This is a genomic window from Mesorhizobium sp. WSM4849, assembly GCF_055811385.1.
In genome coordinates this window covers 58,874-81,246 of sequence record NZ_JBVVPW010000032.1, presented here as the reverse complement: position 1 = coordinate 81,246, position 22,373 = coordinate 58,874, and the positions used below count along the sequence as shown (strand labels likewise).

Sequence of the window (22,373 nt, the reverse complement as noted above, 5' to 3'; positions counted from 1 at the left end):
GCGCCCATTTGCCAGCCCCGTCTTTCCGGCCCTGATCGCAACCGCCGTCAGCGAAATCGACGTTCTTCACAGCCGACCAAAAAGTCACGGAATGAAACGAGCTGTTTTTTCATGAGGGCCGACAAGGCTTTCCGGTTTCAAACTGACCGATAGCTGCTTTGCTACCCAAAATAATTCGATTTCATTGCCTTAGCCTTTCATTTTGCACAATCGTCGGGACAATGGCGCCCGACCCGGAGGATTCGGAATGCGCGTAAAACGGATGTCCCATGTTCTACTCTGCGCCTTGATGGCGCTGGCAGTCGTGCCGGCGACGAGGCAGGCGCTGGCTCAGGACACCAAGGCCGATCCCGGTCTGTCCGATGTGCTCACCGACATGCTGCGCGGCGCCGAAGGCGAAAATGCCACCTCCGGTCCAGACAAGCGCGTGCCGTTCGGCCGCGAGGAGGTGCAACTGTCCTTCGCGCCGCTGGTCAAGCAGACGGCGCCGGCCGTGGTCAATGTCTATGCTTCGCAAACGGCCAAGTTGAGGTCGCCCTTCGACGGCGATCCTTTCTTCGAAGAGTTCTTCGGCCGTTCGCAGCCGCGTGCGCAGTCCTCGCTCGGCTCCGGCGTGCTGGTCGATCCGACAGGCATAGTGGTCACCAATTTCCACCTCATCAAGGAAGCCGATCAGGTCAAGGTCGCCACCGCGGACGGGCGTGAATTCGACAGCAAGGTGCTGCTCAAGGACGAGACGCTTGACCTCGCCGTGCTCAAGATCTCCTCCGACAAGCCATTTCCGGTCGTCGCCATCGGCGATTCCGACGCGCTCGAGGTTGGTGACCTGTTGCTGGCCATCGGCAATCCGTTCGGTGTCGGCCAGACCACCACCAGCGGCATCGTTTCGGCGCTTGCCCGCAGCCACATCGGCGTTTCCGATTCCAGTTTCTTCATCCAGACCGACGCCGCAATCAATCCCGGCAATTCCGGCGGTGCGCTGATCAACATGGGTGGCCAACTGGTCGGCATCAACACGGCGATCTACAGCCGCAGCGGCGGCTCGATCGGCATCGGCTTTGCTATTCCCTCCAACATGGTTCGCGCGTTTGCCGATGCGGCCAAGGCCGGGCGCAACTTCTTCGAGCGGCCCTATATCGGCGCCGAATTCGAGCGCGTGACGCCGCAGATCGCCGAATCGCTCGGTCTGGAGACCCCGACCGGGGCGCTGGTTTCGACCGTCGAAGAAGCAGGGCCGGCGGCCACGGCGGGGCTCAAGCCCGGCGATGTCGTGCTGTCGCTCAACGGCACGCCGGTCGAGAGCATCGAGGCGCTGGATTACCGGATGGCGACGCTGTCGATCGGCACCAATGCCAGCTTCGGCGTCCTCAGCAAAGGCCAGCAAGCGACGATGGAGATTGCGCTGGAGCGCGCGCCTGAAGGTGCAAAACTCGCGGAAGTGACACTGCGCGGTCGCAGCCCGTTTTCCGGTGCCAAGGTTGCGGAACTGTCGCCCCGGCTCGCCCAGCGGCTCGGCATGCGTACCGATGTCAAGGGTGTTACGGTGGTCGACATCAATCGGGGTTCGCCCGCAGCCGATTTCGGGTTCCAGCCGGGCGACATCGTTCGCGAGGTCAATGGCTTGACTATCGATACCGCCGCGACCCTGGAACAGGCAGCCATGGAAGAGACGCGCTGGTGGCGCTTTACCGTCGAGCGTGGCGGGCAGATACTGCGCCAGGTGTTGCGTTACTGAGCCCGAGCGTCGATCCTTCGGACGAGATCGCGCTCCAACGAAACGAAGTGCATGGCCGATCTGTTCAGTGTCGATGAACCGGAAAAGGCGCCGCCCGGCAGGCCGCTGGCCGACCGGCTGCGCCCGAAGAACCTCGGCGAGGTCGTTGGCCAGGAGCATCTGACCGGGCCCGACGGCGCACTGACGCGGCTGATCGGCTCCGGCTCGCTTGGCTCGATGATCTTCTGGGGGCCGCCCGGGACGGGCAAGACGACGGTCGCGCGGCTGCTTGCCGGCGAAACCAGCCTTGCCTTCCAACAGATATCGGCGGTGTTTTCCGGTGTCGCCGACCTGAAGAAAGTGTTCGAGACGGCGAAGCTGCGCCGCTCCAACGGCCGTCAGACGCTGCTCTTCGTCGACGAGATCCATCGCTTCAACCGCGCCCAGCAGGACAGTTTTCTGCCTGTCATGGAAGACGGGACCGTCGTGCTGGTTGGCGCCACGACGGAGAACCCGTCCTTTGAGCTGAACGCGGCGCTTCTGTCCCGCGCGCGCGTGCTGGTCTTCCATTCGCTCGGTGAGGACAGCATCGCAAAACTGCTGGCGCGTGCCGAGGAGACTGAGGGTAGGGCGCTGCCGCTCGACGACGAGGCGAGGGCGATGCTCATCCGCATGAGCGATGGCGATGGCCGCGCGGCGCTGACGCTGGCCGAAGAGGTCTGGCGCGCCGCCAAGTCAGGCGAGGTGTTCGGCGCCGAGGGCCTGCAGCGCATCGTCCAGCGCCGGGCGCCGATCTACGACAAGGGCCAGGACGGCCACTACAATCTGATCTCGGCGCTGCACAAATCGGTGCGCGGCTCCGACCCGGACGCCGCCCTCTATTATCTGGCCCGTATGTTCGACGCCGGCGAGGATCCGCTCTATCTCGGCCGCCGGCTGGTGCGCATGGCGATGGAGGATATCGGGCTGGCCGACCCGCAGGCGCTGGTCATCGCCAATGCCGCCAAGGATGCCTACGACTACCTGGGCTCGCCAGAGGGCGAGCTCGCCTTCGCCGAGGCCACCGTCTATCTCGCCAGCGCGCCCAAATCCAACGCCGTCTACACCGCCTTCAAGGCCGCCACTCAGGCGGCGAAGGAGTTCGGCTCGCTGCTGCCGCCCAAACACATCCTCAACGCGCCGACCAAGCTGATGAAAGAAGAAGATTACGGCGCCGGCTACCGTTACGACCACGACGAGCCGGACGCTTTTTCCGGACAGGATTATTTTCCGGAAAAGATGGGCCGCCGCACATTCTATGACCCGCCGGAGCGCGGTTTCGAGCGTGATATCAGGAAACGGCTCGACTATTGGGCGAAGCTGCGCGGCGAGCGGCAAAAGTAGGCTTGCGCGGCCTTGTTGTCGCTGAAAGCCCCGGGGGCAAAAGCTGCCATGGGCATTTCGCTGGCAAGACAGCAACAGGATAGCCGCCTGCGGTGGCCGCCGGTTGCTCACGGTCGTGTGATGGGCGTTGTATGGCGGGGCGAAAAACCTTATCAAGGCTCAGATCGGGATCGCGCTCGGCGCGTGGGGCAATGACAAAGAAACTTCGCAAATCCATCCGCCAGGCCGCGATAGCGGTCCCGCTTGTTGTACTTGGCTTCTATTTCATTCCAATCCCGACGGCGATTTTCTTTGGCCTCGGACTGATCGACGTCTTGCGTAACGACAAGAAGGATTGGGAATTGTTCAGCCGCTATTTCCTCGGCAATGGCATTTTCACCTGGTTGCTTTCGCCCTTCAACCTGCTGGTGGACCTGCTGTGCTATAAGAACCGGGGCGTCTGGAAACTGGAGCAGTTTCCGGAAGACTACCAGCGCGAGGTTAACGAGGTGCTGGACGTCTTCAAGGCACGCAAGGACGAGATTATCGCCGATATCGACGCCAATTTCGGCGCCGGCAGACGCGGCATGTATGTCTATCAGTGGTACGGTAAGCACAAAATAGACAACGTCGCTGAATTCAAAAAGGATTTCAAATACATCAAGACCATTGCCGTGTCCGTTTTCAGCAAACGTGAATCAACCTCCTGGCATTTTGGCCCGCTGCGGCTCAGCCTGCGGATTCTCTACAATCTCATCCCTGTGAAATCAGAAATCTTCGTCGAATGCGGCAACGCCAAGAATTACTGGCACGACAATCCGCTGTTCATTTTTGACGACACGTTGCTTCACCGCTCGGTCAACGAGTACGACGGGCGCCGCTACTGCGTGTTCGTGGATATCATTCGACCATCGCCGTTTCCCGGCCTCATCTCGGCCTTGCTGGCCATCGTCTCGGTCAGCGTCGAGCGCATCAATTCCATGTTCTACAAGAACTGGAAGATGATCGTCTCAAGCAAGACCAAGAAGCCGGAGCTGCCTGACACCGTAGCTTGACCGGCAAGAGGGAGCATGATGTATCATCTGTTGCTTGTCTGTCTTGGCGGCGCGATCGGCGCAATGGCCCGCTTCTTCCTGTCCGGCTTCGTCGCCCGCCGGGTCGGCGAGACCTTTCCCTGGGGCACAATGGTCGTCAACGTTTCGGGGGCATTTGCGATCGGTGTCGTTGCGCATGCGGTGGCGCGCGACAGCATGCCCGCCACCTGGGCCTTTGCCGCAACCGGCGGCCTCGGCTGCTACACCACGGTTTCCTCCTTTAGCCTGCAGACGCTGGCACTGGCGCGTGAGGGCGAATGGCTGCGCGCCGGTGGCAATGTGCTGCTTTCGGTCTTTCTGAGCCTCGGTGGTGTGACGCTGGGCTTTGCCGCAGGAAGTCTTCTGATTGGCAGTGGGGCGCCATGAGCAGTCCGCGGAAGCTCCGCTCCGGCGGGACAGACACCGCCGTAGCAGAGCATGCGGCGCGCCTTATTAGCTGTCGCAAAACGAACGAAGCGGTTCGGATCTATGCGACCGTGGCCGCAGGCAGCATGATTGGCGGCGTGCTGCGGGCGCTTGCCTCGCTGACGAGCACTGCCCTGTGGGGCAATGGATTCCCATTCGGCACGCTCCTCGTGAATATTGTCGGCTCATTCCTCATCGGCTTCTACGCGACATTGACGGGGCCGGATGGCCGCATCTTCGCCAGCCCGTTGCAGCGCCAGTTCTTCATGACCGGCTTCTGCGGTGGCCTGACAACCTTCTCCGCCTTCAGCATTGAAACGCTCACCCTCGCGCAAAGCGGGAAGCTTATGGCGGCTGCGGCCAATATCGCGATCTCCGTGGTAACGTGGCTTGCCGCCGTCTGGCTTGGCCACATCCTTGCAGTGCGCCGCAACCGGCTAAGAGGATCCAGGCAATGAAGATACCAAGACAGGCGCAGTTGCTGCGCATATTCATCGGCGAGAACGACAGGGCAGACGGCCGTCCGCTGTATGAGGCGATTGTGCTGAAGGCCCGCGAAATGCAGATTGCCGGCGCTACCGTCCTGCGCGGGGCGATGGGGTTCGGCCATTCCAGCCGGCTTCACACCACGAAGATCCTCCGTCTGTCGGAGGATCTGCCCCTTGTGATCGAGATCGTCGATGACGAGGAAAAGATAGCCGCTTTCCTGCCCGTCCTTGAAACAATCATGACAAGTGGTTTGATCACACTGGAGAAAGTTCAGGTTCTGCAATATGGAACCGATAACGAATGATCGAGTGTGAGGTTGCGGGTGCCGGTGAATGCCGTTGCATGCCAGCGAAACGGCGATTGGAATTATGACAGGCGTTGAACAGATCACGGTAGAGGCCGGCGAGGCGGGTATGCGGCTCGACCGCTGGTTCAAGACCCATTTTCCGGGTCTTGGCTTCGGCCATCTGCAAAAACTGCTGCGTTCCGGCCAGATCCGTGTCGACGGTGGCAGGGTGAAGGCTGATACCCGCGTCGAGCCGGGCCAGATGGTCCGCATCCCGCCGCTCGAAGTGGACAAGAAGGGCGAGAGCCCGCTCACCGGTCACTCGATCCGCAACCAGGGCGACGCCGACGTTCTGGCCAAGATGCTGATCCATGAAGATCCGAAAGTCTTCGTCTTCAACAAGCCTGCAGGCCTTGCCGTTCAGGGTGGCTCGGGTGTCACCCGCAATGTCGACGACATGCTGGAAGCCTGGCGCAACCAGAAGGGCGAGAAACCGCGTCTGGTGCACCGGCTCGACCGCGACACGTCAGGCGTGCTGGTCGTCGCCCGCACCAGGCTCGCCGCCATGAAACTTGCCGAGGCGTTCCGGGCGCGTGAGACCAAGAAGACCTATTGGGCGCTGGTCAAGGGCGTGCCGCCGAAGCGCGAGGACAAGATCTCGACCTGGCTGATCAAGGAGCCGACACCCGACGGCGACCGCGTTCGCGTCGCCAAGCATGGCGAAAAGGGTGCCGACCACGCGGTGTCTTATTACCGGATCGTCGAACAGGCGGCGCAGACCCTGTCCTGGCTGGAAATGGAACCCTATACCGGCCGTACCCACCAGCTTCGCGTCCATGCCGCTCACATCGGCTGCCCGATCATCGGCGACCCCAAATATTTCGAGGCCGACACCAATTGGGATTTTCCCGGCGGCATGCAGAACCGCTTGCACCTGCACGCGCGCCGCATCGTCATCCCGCATCCCGACAAGGGTCTTATCGACGTCACCGCACCGATGCCGCCGCATATGCGCCAGAGCTGGAATCTGATCGGCTTCGACGAGGCCAGCGCGGAGGACTAGGTCCAGTGGGTATCGCCACCGATACACTCGACCGCCGCGACAGGGTCGACATAGCGGCCGCCGCCATCATGGTCGGACTGACCTTTTCCTGGGGGCTGAACTACGTCGCTGCCAAGATCTCCTATGCCGGCTATGATCCCGTTTTCCTGTCGATTGCGCGGTCGATCATTGGCGGGCTGTGCGTTCTCGCCTGCTGCCGCTGGCGCGGTATTGTGCTTTTTACCCGCGACGGAACGCTTGTCGCCGGCATTCTGGCAGGTGCGCTTTTTGGTCTCGAGTTCCTGTTTCTCTATGTCGGGCTCGAACAGACGACCGTCGCGCGCAACACCTTGCTGGTCAACACCATGCCGTTCTGGGTATTGGTCGGCGGGCATTTCCTGCTGGGCGAACGCATCACCGTGCGCCGGCTCGTCGGACTTCTGCTCGCATTCGCTGGCCTGGTCGCGGTGTTTTCCGACCAGTTGAGCGCCGATTATGGTGGGACATTGACCGGTGACCTGCTCAGTCTCGGCGCCGGCATTCTGTGGGCCTTGACCTACATCGTCATCAAGCGGACGAAATTGGCGGAAACGAGCGCCGAGAAATTGCTGCTCTACCAATTGGCCGGCGCTGCCGTGGTCGGCGCCTTGGTGGCGCCTTTTGCCGGGCCGCCTGTCCGCGACTTCGCCGCGTTGCCGACCTTGGCTCTGCTTTTTCAGGCGGTCTACATCGTCGCCTTCACCTATGTGCTGTGGTTCTGGCTGCTGCGGCGCTATCCGGCATCGGGCCTGTCGAGCTTCACCTTCCTGTCGCCGGTGTTCGGCGTGCTGTGCGGCGCCATCTTCTTGAACGAGCCGCTGACCATTCGTATTTTCCTGGCACTCGGCCTCATCGCAGCCGGCCTGATCATTGTGAATCGGCCGGCCCGAAAACAGATCCCCGGATGAAAGGCTCCGGCATGCGCGATATTCTCAACGACCTCGAAGCGGGAAAGCAGCTCTCCGATCCGGATCCGGTACGCCGTGCCCAGATCCAGATGAAGACGCACCTGCCGAAACGCTTCTACAAAGCCGTCTCGGTCGCACCGGCCGAAGCTGGTTTTGCCGTTCATCTCGATGGCAAGCCGGTTCGCACGCCGGGCAAGGCGCTGCTGGTGCTGCCGACCGAAAAAGCGGCCGCGCTGGTCGCCGACGAGTTCGCTGCGCAAGGTGAGACCATCGACCCGATGACGATGCCGGTCATGCGTCTGGTCAACACGGCCATCGACGGCGTCGCCAGTGACCCGCAGGCGGTGCTGGAGGACATCCTGCGCTTCGCCTCGTCCGATCTGCTCTGCTATCGCGCCGACGCCCCACAAGGGCTGGTCGACCGGCAGGACGAACATTGGGATCCCATCATCGATTGGGCGCGGAGCGCGCTCGGCGCCCGGTTTCACCTCGCCGAAGGGGTGATCCATATCGAGCAGCCGCGTGAGACCATTGCGGTGCTCGGTGTTCACCTTGCCCAGCGTGCCGACCCGCTACGACTGGCGGCCATCCACGTCATGACGTCGTTGACGGGATCGGCTCTGCTGGCGCTGGCCGTCGAGTTCGGCGAGATCGACGGCGACGCCGCCTGGACTGCCGGCCATGTCGACGAGGACTGGCAGGCCGAGCACTGGGGCCATGACGCGGAGGCTGTCGCCCGCCGTGCCCACCGCAAACGCGATTTCATGGCGGCGGTCGGCCTTGTCGAGGCGCTCAAGGGCTGACGGCAATCGCCGCCCGCATTCGTTTTCGCGTTGCACATTAGACCAACTTGCTCAAGTTGGACGCACAAAGTACGCACTAACACTTTGAATCTATGCATCGTGCTTTCCGTAGATCGATTCCGATCTTCGGGCCGATGCATTGGACCAAAGTCATAATCCCAAAGGCGGGCTGCCTCTGGGCGGCGCTTTCTGTCATTTCTCGCGGCGATTGCTGCCCGAGTTCGTGTCTAGGCACGACACCGCGCAGCATCAAGCACAGCGAGATGTCACGGGAGGACGAATTCATGGTAATGGCAGCGACCGCCGGCAGAGCAAGCCGCGGCATGACGCGGGAAGAGAAGAAAGTCATCTTCGCTTCCTCACTCGGCACCGTTTTCGAATGGTATGATTTTTATCTCTACGGCACCTTGGCGGCCGCGATCGGCGCTGCGTTCTTCACTCAGTATCCCGAAACAACGCGCAACATCTTCACGCTGCTGGCTTTCGCCGCAGGCTTCCTCGTGCGCCCGTTCGGTGCGCTGGTGTTCGGCCGCATCGGCGATCTCGTCGGCCGCAAATACACCTTTCTCGTCACCATCCTGATCATGGGTCTGTCGACCTTCCTGGTCGGCATACTTCCTGGCGCGGCCAGTTGGGGCATCGCGGCGCCGATCATCCTGGTTGCCCTGCGCATGCTGCAAGGCCTGGCGCTCGGTGGCGAGTATGGCGGTGCCGCGACCTACGTCGCCGAGCACGCACCCGACGACCGTCGTGGCTTCTACACGTCGTGGATCCAGACGACAGCCACGCTCGGCCTGTTCCTGTCGCTGATCGTCATCCTGACCGTGCAGAATTCGCTGAGCAAGGAAGACTTCGCGGAGTGGGGCTGGCGCATTCCGTTCCTGGTTTCAGCGATCCTGCTGGGCATTTCGGTCTGGATTCGCCTGTCGCTTGCCGAATCGCCGACATTCCAGCGGATGAAGGACGAAGGTAAGGGTTCCAAGGCGCCGCTGACGGAAGCGTTCGGCCAATGGAAAAATGCCAAGATCGCCATTCTGGCGCTTCTCGGCCTTACTGCCGGCCAGGCCGTGGTCTGGTACAATGGCCAATTCTATGCGCTGTTCTTCCTGCAGAACGTGCTCAAGGTTGACGGCCAGTCGGTCAACATCATGATCGCTATCGCACTGGCGCTCGGCACGATATTCTTCGTCGTGTTCGGCTGGCTCTCCGACAAGATTGGCCGCAAGCCGATCATCATGGCGGGCCTGGCGCTGGCGATCGTCACCACCTTTCCGCTGTTCAAGGCGCTGACCTGGGCAGCCAACCCGGCGCTCGCCACTGCGCAGCAAAACACCCGTGCGACGATTACCGCTGCGCCTGGCGACTGCAAGTTCCAGTTCAATCCGACCGGAACGCGCAAGCCTCTCACGTCGTGTGACATCGCGACGGATTTCCTTGCCAAGAGCTCCGTGCCCTACGACATTGTCACGACAGCGGCAGCGGGGACCGCGGCCAGTGTCAAGATCGGCAACGAAACGGTGACGTCCTATGATGCCGTGGCAGCCGCAGACAAGGCAGCTTCAAGCGACGCCGCGTTCAAGAAGGCAATCAACATTGCGTTGCAGGACGGCGGCTATCCGCTGAAGCGTGCTGCGGCCAAAGTCGCCGACCAGAAGCTTGACGCCTTCGTCGCGGCCAATCCGGAACTGAAGCTCGACGCCGCCGTAATCCGCGCCGGCGACAAGACGACGGTTGCGGCCGATCAGGCGATCAAGGACAAGCTGCTGACGGCCGATGAGGCCGCGGCGGGAGCGCCCGAGATCACCGTCTACAATGTCCCGGGAGCAGGCGTCTTTGCGATGTTTGCCGACCCTGAACAGGTCAACTGGGCAAAGGTCATCGGCATCTTGTTCGTCCTGGTCCTTTACGTGACCATGGTCTACGGACCGATCGCGGCGATCTTGGTCGAGATGTTCCCGACACGCATCCGCTATACCGGCATGTCGTTGCCCTATCACATCGGCAATGGCTGGTTCGGGGGCCTGCTGCCAGCAACGGTGTTCGCGCTCAGCGCCTACAGCGGCGATATCTATTACGGCCTCTGGTATCCGGTGGTGATCGCAGCGATGTCGCTGGTCATTGGTATGATCTTCGTCAGGGATACGCTGGGAACGAACTTGCACGCCAAGACCTGATCCTGGCCTAACAGCAAAAATGCAAAGCCCGGCGCGAGTGATCGCGCCGGGCTTTGCAATTCGTCAGAAGCGAGGCGAATGGAAGGGGTTAGCTCTTCCGGTCTTGTCTCGCTTCCTCGATGGCCGCTTCGTGATACCAGCCGCTTCCGAAATCCGTATGGTTGCGCAACGAAGCAAGTTCTGCCGCGAACTTAGCCTTTCCGCTTAAATTTGAGGCAGAAGCGCGCGCTGCCGCCGGGAACATCAGGATTTTGGCCGACTGACGGGTAGGAGTGATTTCCATTGTCGGTCTCCTTTATTCTGCAGAGCCTTGCCGATTCAATCTTTCCCGAACATAGGTTCTGCAATCCAGTTAGGCAACATGATTACGAAAAGATCAGTAGTTGCCTATTATTTGTGCGAAATGTGCTTGTGATTGATCCGGACGCATTGCGGTGACGGCGCAATGAATTTTGTCGGGATCCGGCGTCACTTCTGCCGCATCCTTGCCGGCGAGAATGGCACACGAATTGCTTTTTAATAGTCCGGCAGGTCGGCTGCAGGGTGGCTGGCACGCCAGCGCCGTCCAAGGTTCGGTGATCAAAGCAACGAGAGGCTAGAATGACGAAATACAAGCTCGAGTACATTTGGCTCGATGGATACACCCCGGTTCCCAACCTTCGTGGAAAGACGCAGATCAAGGAATATGCCGAGTTCCCGACGCTCGACCAGCTTCCGCTGTGGGGCTTCGACGGTTCCTCGACCATGCAGGCCGAAGGCCACTCGTCCGACTGCGTGCTGAAGCCGGTCGCCATCTATCCGGACCCTGCGCGCACAAACGGCGTGCTCGTCATGTGCGAAGTCATGATGCCGGACGGCATGACGCCGCATGCATCCAACAAGCGCGCAACCATCCTCGACGACGAGGGCGCCTGGTTCGGCTTCGAGCAGGAGTATTTCTTCTACAAGGACGGCCGCCCGCTCGGCTTCCCCGAGAGCGGTTACCCTGCGCCGCAAGGCCCGTACTACACCGGCGTCGGCTACAGCAACGTCGGCAGCGTCGCCAGGCAGATCGTCGAGGAGCATCTCGACTTCTGCCTTGCCGCCGGCATCAACCATGAAGGCATCAACGCCGAGGTGGCCAAGGGCCAGTGGGAATTCCAGATTTTCGGCAAGGGCTCCAAGAAGGCCGCCGACCAGATGTGGATGGCCCGCTACCTGATGCAGCGCCTCACCGAGAAATACGGCATCGACATCGAATACCACTGCAAGCCGCTCGGCGACACCGACTGGAACGGTTCCGGCATGCACGCCAATTTCTCGACCGCCTATATGCGCGAGGTCGGCGGCAAGGACTATTTCGAGGCGCTGATGGCCGCCTTCGACAAGAACCTGATGGATCACATCGCCGTCTACGGCCCGGACAACGACAAGCGTTTGACCGGCAAGCATGAGACCGCGCCGTGGAACAGGTTCAGCTATGGCATTGCCGACCGCGGCGCCTCGATCCGCGTGCCGCATTCCTTCATCAACAACGGCTACAAGGGTTATCTCGAGGATCGCCGCCCGAACTCGCAGGGCGACCCCTACCAGATCGCCTCGCAGATCCTGAAGACGATCGCCTCCGTCCCGACCAGCGCCCAGGTTTCGGCTGCCGCTTGAACATGTAGTCACGGTGCGGACCTGAGTGTCTGCGTCGTGACTGCTCCTCGTCGCGTCGGCGTTTGCCAAGGGCGACTACACCAACTGCTCGATTGAGTATTTTCTCCATCCCAAACAAAACCCCGCAGGATCGCTCCGGCGGGGTTTTGTTTGTCGCTTAGCCGATCCGGTCAGACCGAATAATACATGTCGTACTCGACCGGATGCGGGGTCATTTCGAAGCGCATCACTTCGGCCATCTTGAGCTCGATATAGCTGTCGATCTGGTCGTCGTCGAACACGCCGCCGGCCTTCAGGAAGCCGCGGTCCTTGTCGAGGCTCTGAAGGGCTTCGCGCAGCGAACCGCAGACGGTCGGGATTTTCTTCAGTTCCTTCGGCGGCAGGTCGTAGAGATCCTTGTCCATCGGCTGGCCGGGATGGATCTTGTTCTTGATGCCGTCGAGGCCGGCCATCAGCATGGCGGCAAAGGCGAGGTAGGGGTTCGCGCCGGGATCGGGGAAGCGGACCTCGACGCGCTTGGACTTCGGCGACGAGCCGAATGGAATGCGGCAGGAGGCGGAGCGGTTGCGCGCCGAATAGGCGAGCAGCACCGGCGCTTCATAGCCCGGCACCAGGCGCTTGTAGGAGTTGGTCAGCGGGTTGGTGAAAGCATTGATCGCCTTGGCGTGCTTGATGACGCCGCCGATGTAAAACAGGCAGCTCTCCGAGAGACCGGCATATTCATTGCCGGCGAAGGTCGGCTTGCCCTCCTTCCAGATCGACTGGTGGACATGCATGCCCGAACCATTGTCGCCGAAGACCGGCTTCGGCATGAAGGTGGCCGTCTTGCCGTAGGCATTGGCGACCTGGTGCACGACGTACTTGTAGATCAGCATCTTGTCGGCGTTGCGGACCAGCGTGTCGAACTTGATGCCGAGTTCGTGCTGGGCAGCGGCCACTTCGTGGTGATGCTTTTCGACCCGCACGCCCATTTCGGCGAGCACGGTCAGCATCTCCGAGCGCATGTCCTGCGCCGAGTCGATCGGCGGCACCGGGAAATAGCCGCCCTTGATGCGCGGACGGTGACCGAGGTTGCCGGTCTCATAGTCGGTGTCGTCGTTGGACGGCAATTCGGTGGAGTCGAGCTTGAAGCCGGTGTTGTACGGGTCGGCCTTGTACTTGACGTCATCGAACACGAAGAACTCGGCTTCCGGGCCGACGAAGATCTGATCGCCGATGCCTTCCGCCTTCATATAGGCTTCGGCCTTCTTGGCGGTGCCGCGCGGGTCGCGGTTGTAGGATTCTCCGGAGATCGGGTCGAGGATATCGCACAGGATGACCATGGTCGACTGCGCGAAGAACGGATCCATATGCACCGTCTCGGTATCGGGCATCAGCACCATGTCGGACTCGTTGATCGCCTTCCAGCCGGCGATGGAGGACCCATCGAACATGACGCCGTCGGCAAACATGTCTTCCTCGACCTCGACGACATCCATCGTCACGTGCTGCAGCTTGCCCTTCGGATCGGTGAAGCGCAGATCAACGAATTTAACGTCGTTGTCCTTGATCTGCTTCATGATGTCTTTGGCTGTCGTCATGTCATGTTTCCCTGTCTGATGACGTTTCGAGGAAATGATCTGAAATCAGAAAGCTCAGACCGCGTCCATCCCTGTTTCGCCGGTGCGGATGCGCACGACTTCCTCGATGTTGGAGACAAAGATCTTGCCGTCGCCGATGCGGCCGGTCTGGGCCGCCTTGCGAATGGCTTCGATCGCGCCTTCGACCGCCTCGTCGCCGAGCACGACCTCGATTTTCACCTTGGGCAGAAAATCCACGACATATTCAGCGCCGCGATAGAGTTCGGTATGGCCCTTCTGGCGGCCAAAACCCTTGGCCTCCGTAACGGTGATGCCTTGCAGCCCGGCCTCCTGAAGCGCTTCCTTCACTTCGTCTAGCTTGAACGGCTTGATGATCGCTTCGATCTTTTTCATGTAAAAAATGGCCTCCACTGCCAAAAAGACGGGTTGTGAGCCCCGCTTGCGCCTCCTTCAAGCACGAATTGTGCCAATTTGAGGGGATTCGAAGCGGTATCACGCGATTTCGATGCCATGCCGCGTTGGGGGGTAAATTCGCGTCATTCGCTGCGTTGAATGCGTCATGGATACTGGGAACCTACACATTGTCGGCGCTTTCGTCCGCACAATAATTGGGCAGACAGAGCATTTCGTGAGCATTTGTGCTTCGACGAAGCCATTGTCCCCAAGATGTGCTTATGGATTGTGCCACCTCATCACCGTTTGCTTCGAACCGAAAACTGGACAATGTTCTGACCACAAGGATCGGGCTTGAGCCAATACGGATCGGCATCCATGAACAATGAAATTTTGTCTCCGGCCGAAATGGCTGAGGCCGACCGGTTGACGATCTCCGCCGGACCTCTCGACGGCATTGGCCTGATGCGCAATGCAGGTGCCGCGGTCGCTGCGGTGGTGCTCGCCCATTTTCCGGCTGCCAGGCGCGTCCACGTGTTGTGCGGGCCGGGCAACAATGGCGGCGACGGATATGTCGTCGCCCGCATTCTTCAGGACAGCGCCATCGACGTCTTGATGTGGGCATCCGGCTCGCCCAAAGCCGGCAGCGACGCGGCGCTCGCCGCTTCGGAATGCCCGGTCAGGCCTCGGCCGCTGTCGGAATTTGCCGCCGAGACAGGAGCGATCCTGGTCGACGCCCTTTATGGGGCAGGGCTGTCCAAGCCGCTATCCGGCGATGCCGCCAGGGCGGTCGAGGTTGCGACAGAACTGAACCTGCCCGTCGTTGCGGTCGATCTGCCCTCAGGCGTGTCAGGCGAGAGCGGCCAGATTCTCGGCCAGGCATTCCGCGCCCGATTCACGGTGACGTTCGCGCGAAAAAAGGCCGGCCATCTGCTGTTGCCTGGGCGCGAGATGTGCGGCGAGCTGGTGCTTGCCGACATCGGCATCGGCGATAGGATCATTGCGCAGCTTGAACCGCGGACTTTCGAGAACACCCCGCCGCTTTGGTTAGAAAGTTTCCCGATGCCAGCCGTCGACACGCATAAATACAGGCGCGGCCATGTCGGCGTTTTTTCGGGTGGGCCATCTGCGACGGGTGCGGCACGGCTGTCGGCGCTCGCCGCGGCCAGGAGCGGGGCAGGGGCGGTGACCGTGCTGTCGCCGGCGAACGGACTGCAGGTGAATGCCGCGCATTTGACTTCGATCATGTTGCGCAAGGCCGACACCATCGCGGACGTACAGGAATTCATCGGCGATCGCCGGCCGTCGGCTTTCGTCCTCGGACCCGGATTTGGCGTCGGCGAAAAAACACGCGATTTTGCCCTCGGCGTACTGGCCGCCGGACAACGGCCAGACGGCAGGGTCGACGGGCTGGTGCTCGATGCCGATGGCATCACCGCGTTTCGCGATACGCCCAACGTTTTGTTCGAAGCCGCCCGTCGCCCGAACGCGCCGGTGCTGGTGCTGACGCCGCATGAGGGCGAATTCGCCAGGCTGTTTCCAGACATCGCCGGAGACAAGAACCTGTCCAAGCTGGCCAAGGCGCGCACTGCCGCCGAGCGTGCCGGTGCCATCGTCGTCTACAAGGGCGCGGACACGGTGATCGCGGCGCCCGATCGCAGGGCAGCGATCAACGGTAACGGCGCGCCATGGCTGGCCACAGCCGGGTCGGGCGACGTGCTGTCGGGCATCATCGCCGGCTTCCTGGCGCAAGGCATGCCGGCTTTCGAAGCCGCCTGCGCGGCGGTCTGGATCCATGCCGAGGCCGGCAGCCGTTTCGGGCCTGGGCTGATCGCCGAAGACTTGCCGCTGGCGCTGGTGCCGGTGCTGCGCGAGCTTGTCGAAAATCGCCACGGGATGACCGCTGAATGAACCGTCGGCTCGCCTTGATCGCTGTGATTTTCGTCAGCCTCTTCCTAGCCAACCTCGCGCGCGCCGAAGGTCCGGTGATGATCGTCGACGATCCGGCCTTGCTTGCCGCCCTCGACACCAAGGGTTTTGGCTTCGCCGGCATTTTTGGCGTCGATGGCGGGGGCGACCTGAAGGCGCTCTATGACAAGGCGCCTGCTTATCACCAGATCGTCGAAACGGTTGCCGGCGATGTCGCCGCGCTGCGGGCCGAGATGAAGGCTGGCGGGCGGCCGCTCTACGAAGTCACCGACGGCAATGTCGGCCGCATCATGGACATGCGCTGGCTGAAGACCGACGCCGCCCGTTTCCGGCTGGTCGGTGTCGTCAACCGGCTCGATCGGCGTGATTTCGCCGATATACGAGGCGACGGGCGCTGCGGCGAGGTGCGTTTCATCTATCGCCTTGCCTACAGCTTCAAGAAAAACGGCAAGGTTCTGGCCTCGCGCCTGCCGTTCAACTTCAATGCTATCTACAGCGCCGCGCCGGACGTCGACGGCGGCTGCGTCGGCGTTGCCGGGCGCTGGACGCCGCAGCTCGACGAGACCGTCGATACCGGCTGGCTCATCGGCGGGCCGCTGGAGAAGGCCGGGCTGACCTTCAAGCAGCTCGAACTCAACGCCCAGGTGGTGCGCTTTCCCTCCGGCCAGCAGACCGAATTTGGCGGGCAGGCTGCCTACCTCATGCGGATTTTTGGCATCGATGGAGAGACGGTCAGCGAAAAGCCGCTGGAAAACACACCGGATGTGGCGCTGCTTGCCGACGACGCCGCGCTGAAAGCAAAACTTGCCGACTATATCAGCGCCAGTCTCGCGGCGGTCGATCTCGGTGTCTACGAAATTCCGCATGAATTCCTGGCGAAGAAAGTCATCTCGTGGTCGACTTTTGGCAGCGCAAGGCAGGCCAATCACCCGTTCACGCCGCTGTTCCAGCCCGCGGATTTTTCTGGGCTCGACTATTCCGCGCTGAAGCTGGTGCGCACGCCGGAAGCGCTGGTCGAGCGGCTGGATAATGGCGCCTGCCAGGGTTGCCATCAGGCGGGGTCGACCGCCGGTTTCCATTTCATCGGCCTCGACGACAAGACCACATCGCCGCTGAACCGCATCGAAGTCGGCATCTCGCCGCATCTCCACGCCGAGATGCCGCGGCGCGAGGCGTGGCTGCGCGCGACCGTCGAGGGCAAGGAGCCGAACCGCCTTCGCCCGCTGTCCTTCGCGCCCCCGGCCGCATGGCAGGACGCCGGCGAGGTCGCCTATCTGCCGGCCGAGGTGGCGATGCCGTGTCTGATGCCGGAGGACGCAAAGCACTTCGCTGCGGGCTGGCAATGCGGCGGCGGCACCGTCTGCACGGTGCTGGCGACTGCATCGGGCGTGCGGACGAAACTGGCGCAATGCCTGTTGCCCAAGGGCAGCGAAAAGATGTTCTCCGGTCATCCATGTCTGACCGGCTCGATCTTCAGCAACCCGGCGCAGCCTTTCAATGACCGCTACAGCATATCAGGCCAATTCGCGGCCTTCGCCACCGATATTTCGCGCACCGCCTACACTTGCCGGCCGCCGAAGATCGGCGTGCCGGCCGGCATCGCCTATCGCGGCTGCAATGACAAGGATCGTGCCTTTGCCGGCTTCAAGCCGGGCAAGCCGATGCCGAACGAGATCTGCGGGCTGGTCGGCGGGAAAAAATTCGACATTTGCGTGGCGACCAACAATTTCGACCAGTGCCTCGGCGGCGCCGTTAATCGCGGCAACAGGCCGGCCTGCTCGGCCGATCATTTCTGCCGCGAGGATTATATGTGCCAGTCGCTGCCGCCCGATACGCCTGGTATCGGCAAGATGAAAGGTATCGGCTTCTGCTCGCCGACCTATTTTATCTTCCAGATGCGCATCGACAATCATGCCACACCCTGGGCGGGCGCTGTCCGCGCCGCCATGGGGGCGGGGTTTGGCGCGGCGGAAGCGGAGTGACCGGTACCTCGTCGCAAAAATCCAAAGGGATCGCCTACCGATCGAGATAATCGGCGATTTTCGATGTCCATTCACTGTCGAAATGGCGAACTCGCTCTCCGACCATTTCATTGCTCAGCAGGCTCGACAGGGCAGGAACCAAAACCGGCTCTATCGTTGGAACGGAGCTATATCCAAGAGCAGTCAGACGTTCCGACCATGGTGGATGGTCCGCCTTCTCGTCATCGGGGGCGTCCCAGGCCTTCAGTGCATATTCTTGCAGAAGGCTCGTGCTCGACAAGTCGCTGCACACCGCCAGAACTCTATCAAGCGGCGGGCGAGGCGGTGCCATCGCGCCAAGCAACTCACGCTTAAGCGGATTGTAGACCTGGTCATTGAAGAACTTGTCGGCCGCTGCAATCAGGAGCAGGGCGCGTGCTGCTTCGTACGAATCGCCTGACATTGCCGCATGACGATCGGCATCGATTTCCGCTCGTCGCGATAGCCGTATTCCTTCGCGTTCCAGAGAGTACGACAGCGGAGCCAGCATCTGCCGGAAACTGTTTTTCCGGAAGGAGCATACTCGAAGATCAAATCGAAGCTTTTGTCGAGCTCGGCAAGATTGAGACCGCCGTTTGTATCCCTGTTTTTCAGATGAGCGTTTTCGTGAGCAAGGATTGCCGAAAATGCCTTTTCGTCGGTCACGGCAAGCAACGGGATACCGACGGTCAAGAGCGCTCGACGGCCGAGCAGACCCAGAAACGGGCGCTCTTCCCCAATGCTGGCGTTCAGGTCACTGCTCAGCACAATCGTCGTCTGGCTGGCGCGGTGTTTGCCAGCCACGCTGTCCCACACTGCCCACAATTTTGGCGCCGATTCCCGAGTAATCCCTTCCACCCTGCTAGGCCGAAAACCGGCAAACAATGCTCCAATTAACAGAACGAAAGCCAGCATTGCAGCCGGTACGGCAATAATACCGCCCGCGATAACCGCGAGCGGATGCCGATCAAGGAGCAGCAGCCAGAGGAGCACCGGGCAGAAAAGCGGCAGAACAAAAAGCAGGACGGCAAATCTGCCGAAGTGCTCTCCCGTGTAGAGGACCAGGCGCGACATCAGCGTCTCACAACGGAATGTTGTCGTGCTTCTTCCAGGGGTTCTGCATATCCTTGTTGCGCAGCATGCGGAGCGCGCGCGCAATGCGGCGGCGGGTCGAATGCGGCATGATCACCTCATCGACATAGCCGCGCTCGGCGGCGACGAAGGGTGACAGGAAGCGATCCTCGTAAGCCTTTGTATGTGCGGCGATCTTCTCCGCATCGCCGATGTCCTTGCGATAGATGATCTCGACCGCGCCCCTAGCGCCCATCACCGCGATCTGCGCCGTCGGCCAGGCATAGTTCATGTCGCCGCGCAGATGCTTTGACGCCATCACGTCATAAGCGCCGCCATAGGCCTTTCGGGTGATGACGGTGATCTTCGGGACGGTCGCTTCGGCATAGGCGAACAAAAGCTTGGCGCCGTGCTTGATCAGCCCGCCATATTCCTGCGCGGTACCGGGCAGAAAGCCGGGAACGTCGACGAAGGTGACGATCGGAATCGAAAAACAGTCGCAGAAGCGCACGAACCGCGCCGCTTTGCGGCTGGCGTCTGAATCGAGAACGCCGGCCAGCACCATCGGCTGGTTGGCGACGAAGCCGACCGTGCGGCCTTCGACGCGGCCGAAACCGGTAACGATGTTTTTCGCAAAATTCTGCTGGATCTCGAAGAAGTCACCCTCGTCGGCAACTTTAAGGATCAACTCTTTGATGTCGTAGGGTTTATTGGCGTTGTCGGGGATCAGCCGGTCGAGCGATAGATCGTGATCGGTGACCGACTGGTAGCATTGGATCTCGGGGATATCAGCCGTATTGGAGGCAGGCAGCAGATCGACCAGCCGGCGCATCTGTAGCAACGCCTCGACGTCATTGTCGTAGGCGCCATCGGCGATCGAGGACTTGGTCGTGTGGACGAAGGCGCCGCCGAGGCTCTCGGCAGTCACCGTTTCGTTGGTTACGGTCTTCACCACGTCCGGCCCGGTGACGAACATGTAGGAGGTGTCGCGAACCATGAAGATGAAGTCGGTCATGGCAGGCGAATAGACGTCGCCGCCGGCGCAAGGGCCCATGATCAGTGAAATCTGCGGGATGACACCGGAGGCGAGCACATTGCGCTGGAAGATCTCGGCATAGCCGCCAAGTGCTGCCACGCCTTCCTGAATGCGGGCGCCGCCGGCGTCGTAGAGGCCGATGATCGGTGCGCGGTTGCGCAGCGCCATCTCCTGCACCTTGACCACCTTTTCGGCGTGGGCCTCGGACAGCGAGCCGCCGAAAACGGTAAAGTCCTTGGCGAAGACATAGACCGGGCGGCCGTTGACGGTGCCCCAGCCGGTGACGACGCCGTCGCCGGCGATCTTGGTCTTCTCCATGCCGAAATCGGTCGAGCGATGCTCGACATACATGTCGAACTCCTCGAACGAACCCTCGTCGAGAAAGACGTCGATGCGTTCGCGCGCGGTGAGCTTGCCCTTCTTGTGCTGAGCGTGGATGCGGGCCTGGCCGCCGCCCATGCGCGCCATATCGCGGCGGCGCTCGAGTTCCTTCAGCACGTCCTTCATCGGTCGATCCCCAAAACGGAAGCTGATTTGTGGTAATCATGACGGCAGGCGAGCGCAAGCGCCGCTTCGCCATGGCTTTCGCTGCGCTGCAACATGACGCCCCTTGCATTTCGCAACGAACTGGGCCATATGCGGCGACATAGGCGCTTGGGCCGGGACTATCCGGCCTTCTCGACGAATGAGACTGGTTGCGTCTGTTTTCCCTCTTTCCGACATATCGGCAAGGCGGCGAAAAAGCCCCGTGGCATGATGCCTGCGGGCACGACAGCGCAGCCGTGCGGACGATAACGTCCGCCGCCTTGTCGTTTCATGACAGTTTTTTCGACGGCAGGTTGTTGCGCCCTGCCGCCATCGATGTTTGCGGCCAGAAGCCGCGTGAAAGAAGAATATTTTGACCAACGAAAACACTTTGACCGGTAAGGACACTCTGACCGGTAAGGACACTGGGGAACTTTCGGGTTTCGCAGCACTTGGAATTACGGGCGCGCTGCTCAAGGCCACCCATGCCGCCGGCTTCACCGATCCGAAGCCGATCCAGGCGCAGGCGATCCCGCCGCAGCTGGAAGGCCGTGACATTTTCGGCATCGCCCAGACCGGTTCGGGCAAGACCGCGGCGTTCGCGCTGCCGATCCTGTCGAAGATCATCGCGCTCGGCACCAAGCGCCGGCCGAAGACCGCTCGCGCGCTTATTCTGGCGCCGACGCGCGAACTCGCCGTGCAGATCGAAGAGATGATCAAGCTGCTCGCCAAGGGCGCGCATGTCTCGACAGCACTCGTGCTTGGCGGCGTCTCGCGCTTCAGCCAGGTAAAAAAGATTGCTCCCGGCGTCGACATTTTGATTGCCACGCCCGGCCGGCTGACCGACCTGGTGCGTGAGGGCGACCTCATTCTTGCCGACACCAAATGGCTGGTGCTCGACGAGGGCGACCGTATGCTCGACATGGGCTTCATCAACGACGTCAAGCGCATCGCCAGGGCGACTGCGCCGGACCGTCAGACGGTGCTGTTCTCGGCGACCATGCCGGCCGAAATCGCCGAACTGGCCAAGGGCCTGCTGAAGAACCCGATCCGCGTCGAAGTTGCGCCTCACAGCACTGCGGCGGCCGAGATTGTACAGGGCGTCGTCTTTGCCCGCACCAAGCAGAAGCGCCAGGTGCTGTCGACAATGCTCGCCGACGAGGCAATGAAGTCCGTCATCATCTTTTCGCGCACCAAGCATGGCGCCGACAGGGTGACCAAGGACCTTGAGCGCGACGGCTTCAACGCCGCCGTTATCCACGGCAACAAGTCGCAGAACGCCCGCCAGAAGGCGCTGAACGATTTCCGCGACGGTTCGGTGCGCATTCTTGTGGCGACCGATATCGCGGCGCGCGGCATCGACGTGCCCGGCATCAGCCATGTTGTCAATTTCGACCTGCCGGACGAGGCGGAGAGCTATGTCCACCGCATCGGCCGCACCGGTCGTAACGGTATGGACGGCATCGCCATCACGCTTTGCGACCCGTCCGAGAACAGCAAGCTGCGCCAGGTCGAGCGCATCATCCGCACCAAGCTGCCGATCGTTGCCGACCATCTCGGCAGCCCCGACCCGCAGCGCAATCCCGCCGAAAAGAACGAGCGCAGCTTCGAGCCGGCCAACGACCGCAATGGCCGTCGCGACGGCAGGCGTCCCGGTGGCCAGAACAACGGCTTCGGCAAGAAGCGTTTTGGCGACAAGCCAGCCTTTGTCGGCGAGCGCAAGCCGGAAGGCGCCAAGCCCTTCAAGGGCAACAACAAGCGTCGTTTCGGCGGCAAGCGGCCAGCGGCGCGAGCTGCGTAATCGGATAGTTAGATCCGGCTGAGCCCGCGGGCTTGGCTTGATTGCGGGTAACTGAAAAAAGGCGATCGGAGCGATGCTTCG

At 61.5% G+C, this 22,373-nt stretch carries 20 protein-coding genes; 14 read left to right on the top strand and 6 right to left on the bottom strand.

Going from position 1 to position 22,373, the window contains the following annotated elements; translation table 11 throughout:
* Positions 1 to 247 precede the first annotated feature (247 nt).
* The 10 genes from AC0L3L_RS28740 (at position 248) to AC0L3L_RS28695 (ending at position 10,316) form a co-directional block, all read left to right on the top strand.
* The gene (locus tag AC0L3L_RS28740; RefSeq protein ID WP_473640363.1) at positions 248 to 1,735 is read left to right on the top strand and encodes a DegQ family serine endoprotease; all 1,488 of its coding nucleotides are present in this window, start codon (positions 248 to 250) and stop codon (positions 1,733 to 1,735) included.
* 51 nt (positions 1,736 to 1,786) lie between these two features.
* Positions 1,787 to 3,097: a replication-associated recombination protein A gene (locus AC0L3L_RS28735; RefSeq protein WP_473640361.1), complete on the top strand. Its 1,311-nt coding sequence runs from the start codon at positions 1,787 to 1,789 to the stop codon at positions 3,095 to 3,097.
* A 191-nt stretch (positions 3,098 to 3,288) separates the two neighbouring features.
* Positions 3,289 to 4,131, top strand: a complete 843-nt coding sequence (locus AC0L3L_RS28730) for an aspartyl/asparaginyl beta-hydroxylase domain-containing protein (protein ID WP_473640374.1) — start codon at positions 3,289 to 3,291, stop codon at positions 4,129 to 4,131.
* 15 nt (positions 4,132 to 4,146) lie between these two features.
* Entirely contained in the window at positions 4,147 to 4,536 is a 390-nt protein-coding gene (crcB, locus tag AC0L3L_RS28725) for a fluoride efflux transporter CrcB (protein ID WP_473640359.1), read from the top strand.
* A complete protein-coding gene (gene crcB / locus AC0L3L_RS28720; protein WP_473640357.1) occupies positions 4,533 to 5,033 on the top strand; it encodes a fluoride efflux transporter CrcB in 501 nt (166 codons plus the stop codon). The genes crcB (AC0L3L_RS28725) and crcB (AC0L3L_RS28720) overlap by 4 nt, the downstream gene beginning before the upstream one ends.
* Positions 5,030 to 5,368 (top strand): DUF190 domain-containing protein, encoded by a 339-nt coding sequence (locus AC0L3L_RS28715; protein WP_065009799.1) that lies wholly within the window; start codon positions 5,030 to 5,032, stop codon positions 5,366 to 5,368. Before crcB (AC0L3L_RS28720) ends, AC0L3L_RS28715 begins: the two co-directional genes overlap by 4 nt.
* A gap of 64 nt (positions 5,369 to 5,432) precedes the next feature.
* A complete protein-coding gene (locus AC0L3L_RS28710; RefSeq protein ID WP_473640355.1) occupies positions 5,433 to 6,413 on the top strand; it encodes an RluA family pseudouridine synthase in 981 nt (326 codons plus the stop codon).
* Positions 6,414 to 6,481: 68 nt separating this feature from the next.
* Positions 6,482 to 7,339 carry a DMT family transporter gene (locus tag AC0L3L_RS28705; protein ID WP_473640372.1) on the top strand — a complete coding sequence of 286 codons (858 nt, stop codon included), beginning with the start codon at positions 6,482 to 6,484 and terminating at the stop codon, positions 7,337 to 7,339.
* An 11-nt stretch (positions 7,340 to 7,350) separates the two neighbouring features.
* Positions 7,351 to 8,142, top strand: coding sequence for an ATP12 family chaperone protein (locus AC0L3L_RS28700; protein WP_473549680.1), 792 nt, complete (start codon positions 7,351 to 7,353; stop codon positions 8,140 to 8,142).
* A gap of 284 nt (positions 8,143 to 8,426) precedes the next feature.
* The gene (locus AC0L3L_RS28695) at positions 8,427 to 10,316 is read left to right on the top strand and encodes an MFS transporter (protein WP_473640353.1); all 1,890 of its coding nucleotides are present in this window, start codon (positions 8,427 to 8,429) and stop codon (positions 10,314 to 10,316) included.
* An 88-nt stretch (positions 10,317 to 10,404) separates the two neighbouring features.
* Here AC0L3L_RS28695 and AC0L3L_RS28690 read toward each other — a convergent pair whose 3' ends face one another.
* The gene (locus tag AC0L3L_RS28690) at positions 10,405 to 10,599 is read right to left on the bottom strand and encodes a DUF2735 domain-containing protein (RefSeq protein ID WP_473640351.1); all 195 of its coding nucleotides are present in this window, start codon (positions 10,597 to 10,599) and stop codon (positions 10,405 to 10,407) included.
* Between the two features lie 317 nt (positions 10,600 to 10,916).
* Between AC0L3L_RS28690 and AC0L3L_RS28685 the strand changes: the two genes are divergently transcribed.
* On the top strand, positions 10,917 to 11,957 hold the full coding sequence (locus tag AC0L3L_RS28685; RefSeq protein ID WP_473487428.1) for a glutamine synthetase beta-grasp domain-containing protein: 1,041 nt from the start codon (positions 10,917 to 10,919) through the stop codon (positions 11,955 to 11,957).
* 170 nt (positions 11,958 to 12,127) lie between these two features.
* Here the strand turns inward: AC0L3L_RS28685 and glnA are convergent, their stop codons facing one another.
* Together glnA and AC0L3L_RS28675 are read right to left on the bottom strand one after the other, a co-directional pair.
* A complete protein-coding gene (gene glnA, locus AC0L3L_RS28680) occupies positions 12,128 to 13,537 on the bottom strand; it encodes a type I glutamate--ammonia ligase (protein WP_202362972.1) in 1,410 nt (469 codons plus the stop codon).
* Positions 13,538 to 13,591: 54 nt separating this feature from the next.
* Positions 13,592 to 13,930 (bottom strand): P-II family nitrogen regulator, encoded by a 339-nt coding sequence (locus tag AC0L3L_RS28675; RefSeq protein ID WP_095494897.1) that lies wholly within the window; start codon positions 13,928 to 13,930, stop codon positions 13,592 to 13,594.
* A gap of 378 nt (positions 13,931 to 14,308) precedes the next feature.
* Here AC0L3L_RS28675 and AC0L3L_RS28670 point away from each other — a divergent pair, with 378 nt between their 5' ends.
* The gene (locus AC0L3L_RS28670; RefSeq protein WP_473640349.1) at positions 14,309 to 15,841 is read left to right on the top strand and encodes an NAD(P)H-hydrate dehydratase; all 1,533 of its coding nucleotides are present in this window, start codon (positions 14,309 to 14,311) and stop codon (positions 15,839 to 15,841) included.
* A complete protein-coding gene (locus AC0L3L_RS28665; RefSeq protein ID WP_473640348.1) occupies positions 15,838 to 17,841 on the top strand; it encodes a hypothetical protein in 2,004 nt (667 codons plus the stop codon). Before AC0L3L_RS28670 ends, AC0L3L_RS28665 begins: the two co-directional genes overlap by 4 nt.
* A 34-nt stretch (positions 17,842 to 17,875) precedes the next feature.
* Here AC0L3L_RS28665 and AC0L3L_RS28660 read toward each other — a convergent pair whose 3' ends face one another.
* From AC0L3L_RS28660 to AC0L3L_RS28650, 3 genes are read right to left on the bottom strand one after another with little or no spacing between them, the layout of a single operon-like run.
* A complete protein-coding gene (locus tag AC0L3L_RS28660) occupies positions 17,876 to 18,283 on the bottom strand; it encodes a hypothetical protein (RefSeq protein ID WP_473640346.1) in 408 nt (135 codons plus the stop codon).
* Positions 18,241 to 18,933 (bottom strand): hypothetical protein, encoded by a 693-nt coding sequence (locus tag AC0L3L_RS28655; protein ID WP_473640344.1) that lies wholly within the window; start codon positions 18,931 to 18,933, stop codon positions 18,241 to 18,243. The genes AC0L3L_RS28660 and AC0L3L_RS28655 overlap by 43 nt, the downstream gene beginning before the upstream one ends.
* 7 nt (positions 18,934 to 18,940) lie before the next feature.
* On the bottom strand, positions 18,941 to 20,473 hold the full coding sequence (locus tag AC0L3L_RS28650) for an acyl-CoA carboxylase subunit beta (RefSeq protein WP_473549675.1): 1,533 nt from the start codon (positions 20,471 to 20,473) through the stop codon (positions 18,941 to 18,943).
* Positions 20,474 to 20,882: 409 nt separating this feature from the next.
* Between AC0L3L_RS28650 and AC0L3L_RS28645 the strand changes: the two genes are divergently transcribed.
* Positions 20,883 to 22,292 (top strand): DEAD/DEAH box helicase, encoded by a 1,410-nt coding sequence (locus AC0L3L_RS28645; RefSeq protein WP_473640370.1) that lies wholly within the window; start codon positions 20,883 to 20,885, stop codon positions 22,290 to 22,292.
* Positions 22,293 to 22,373 lie beyond the last annotated feature (81 nt).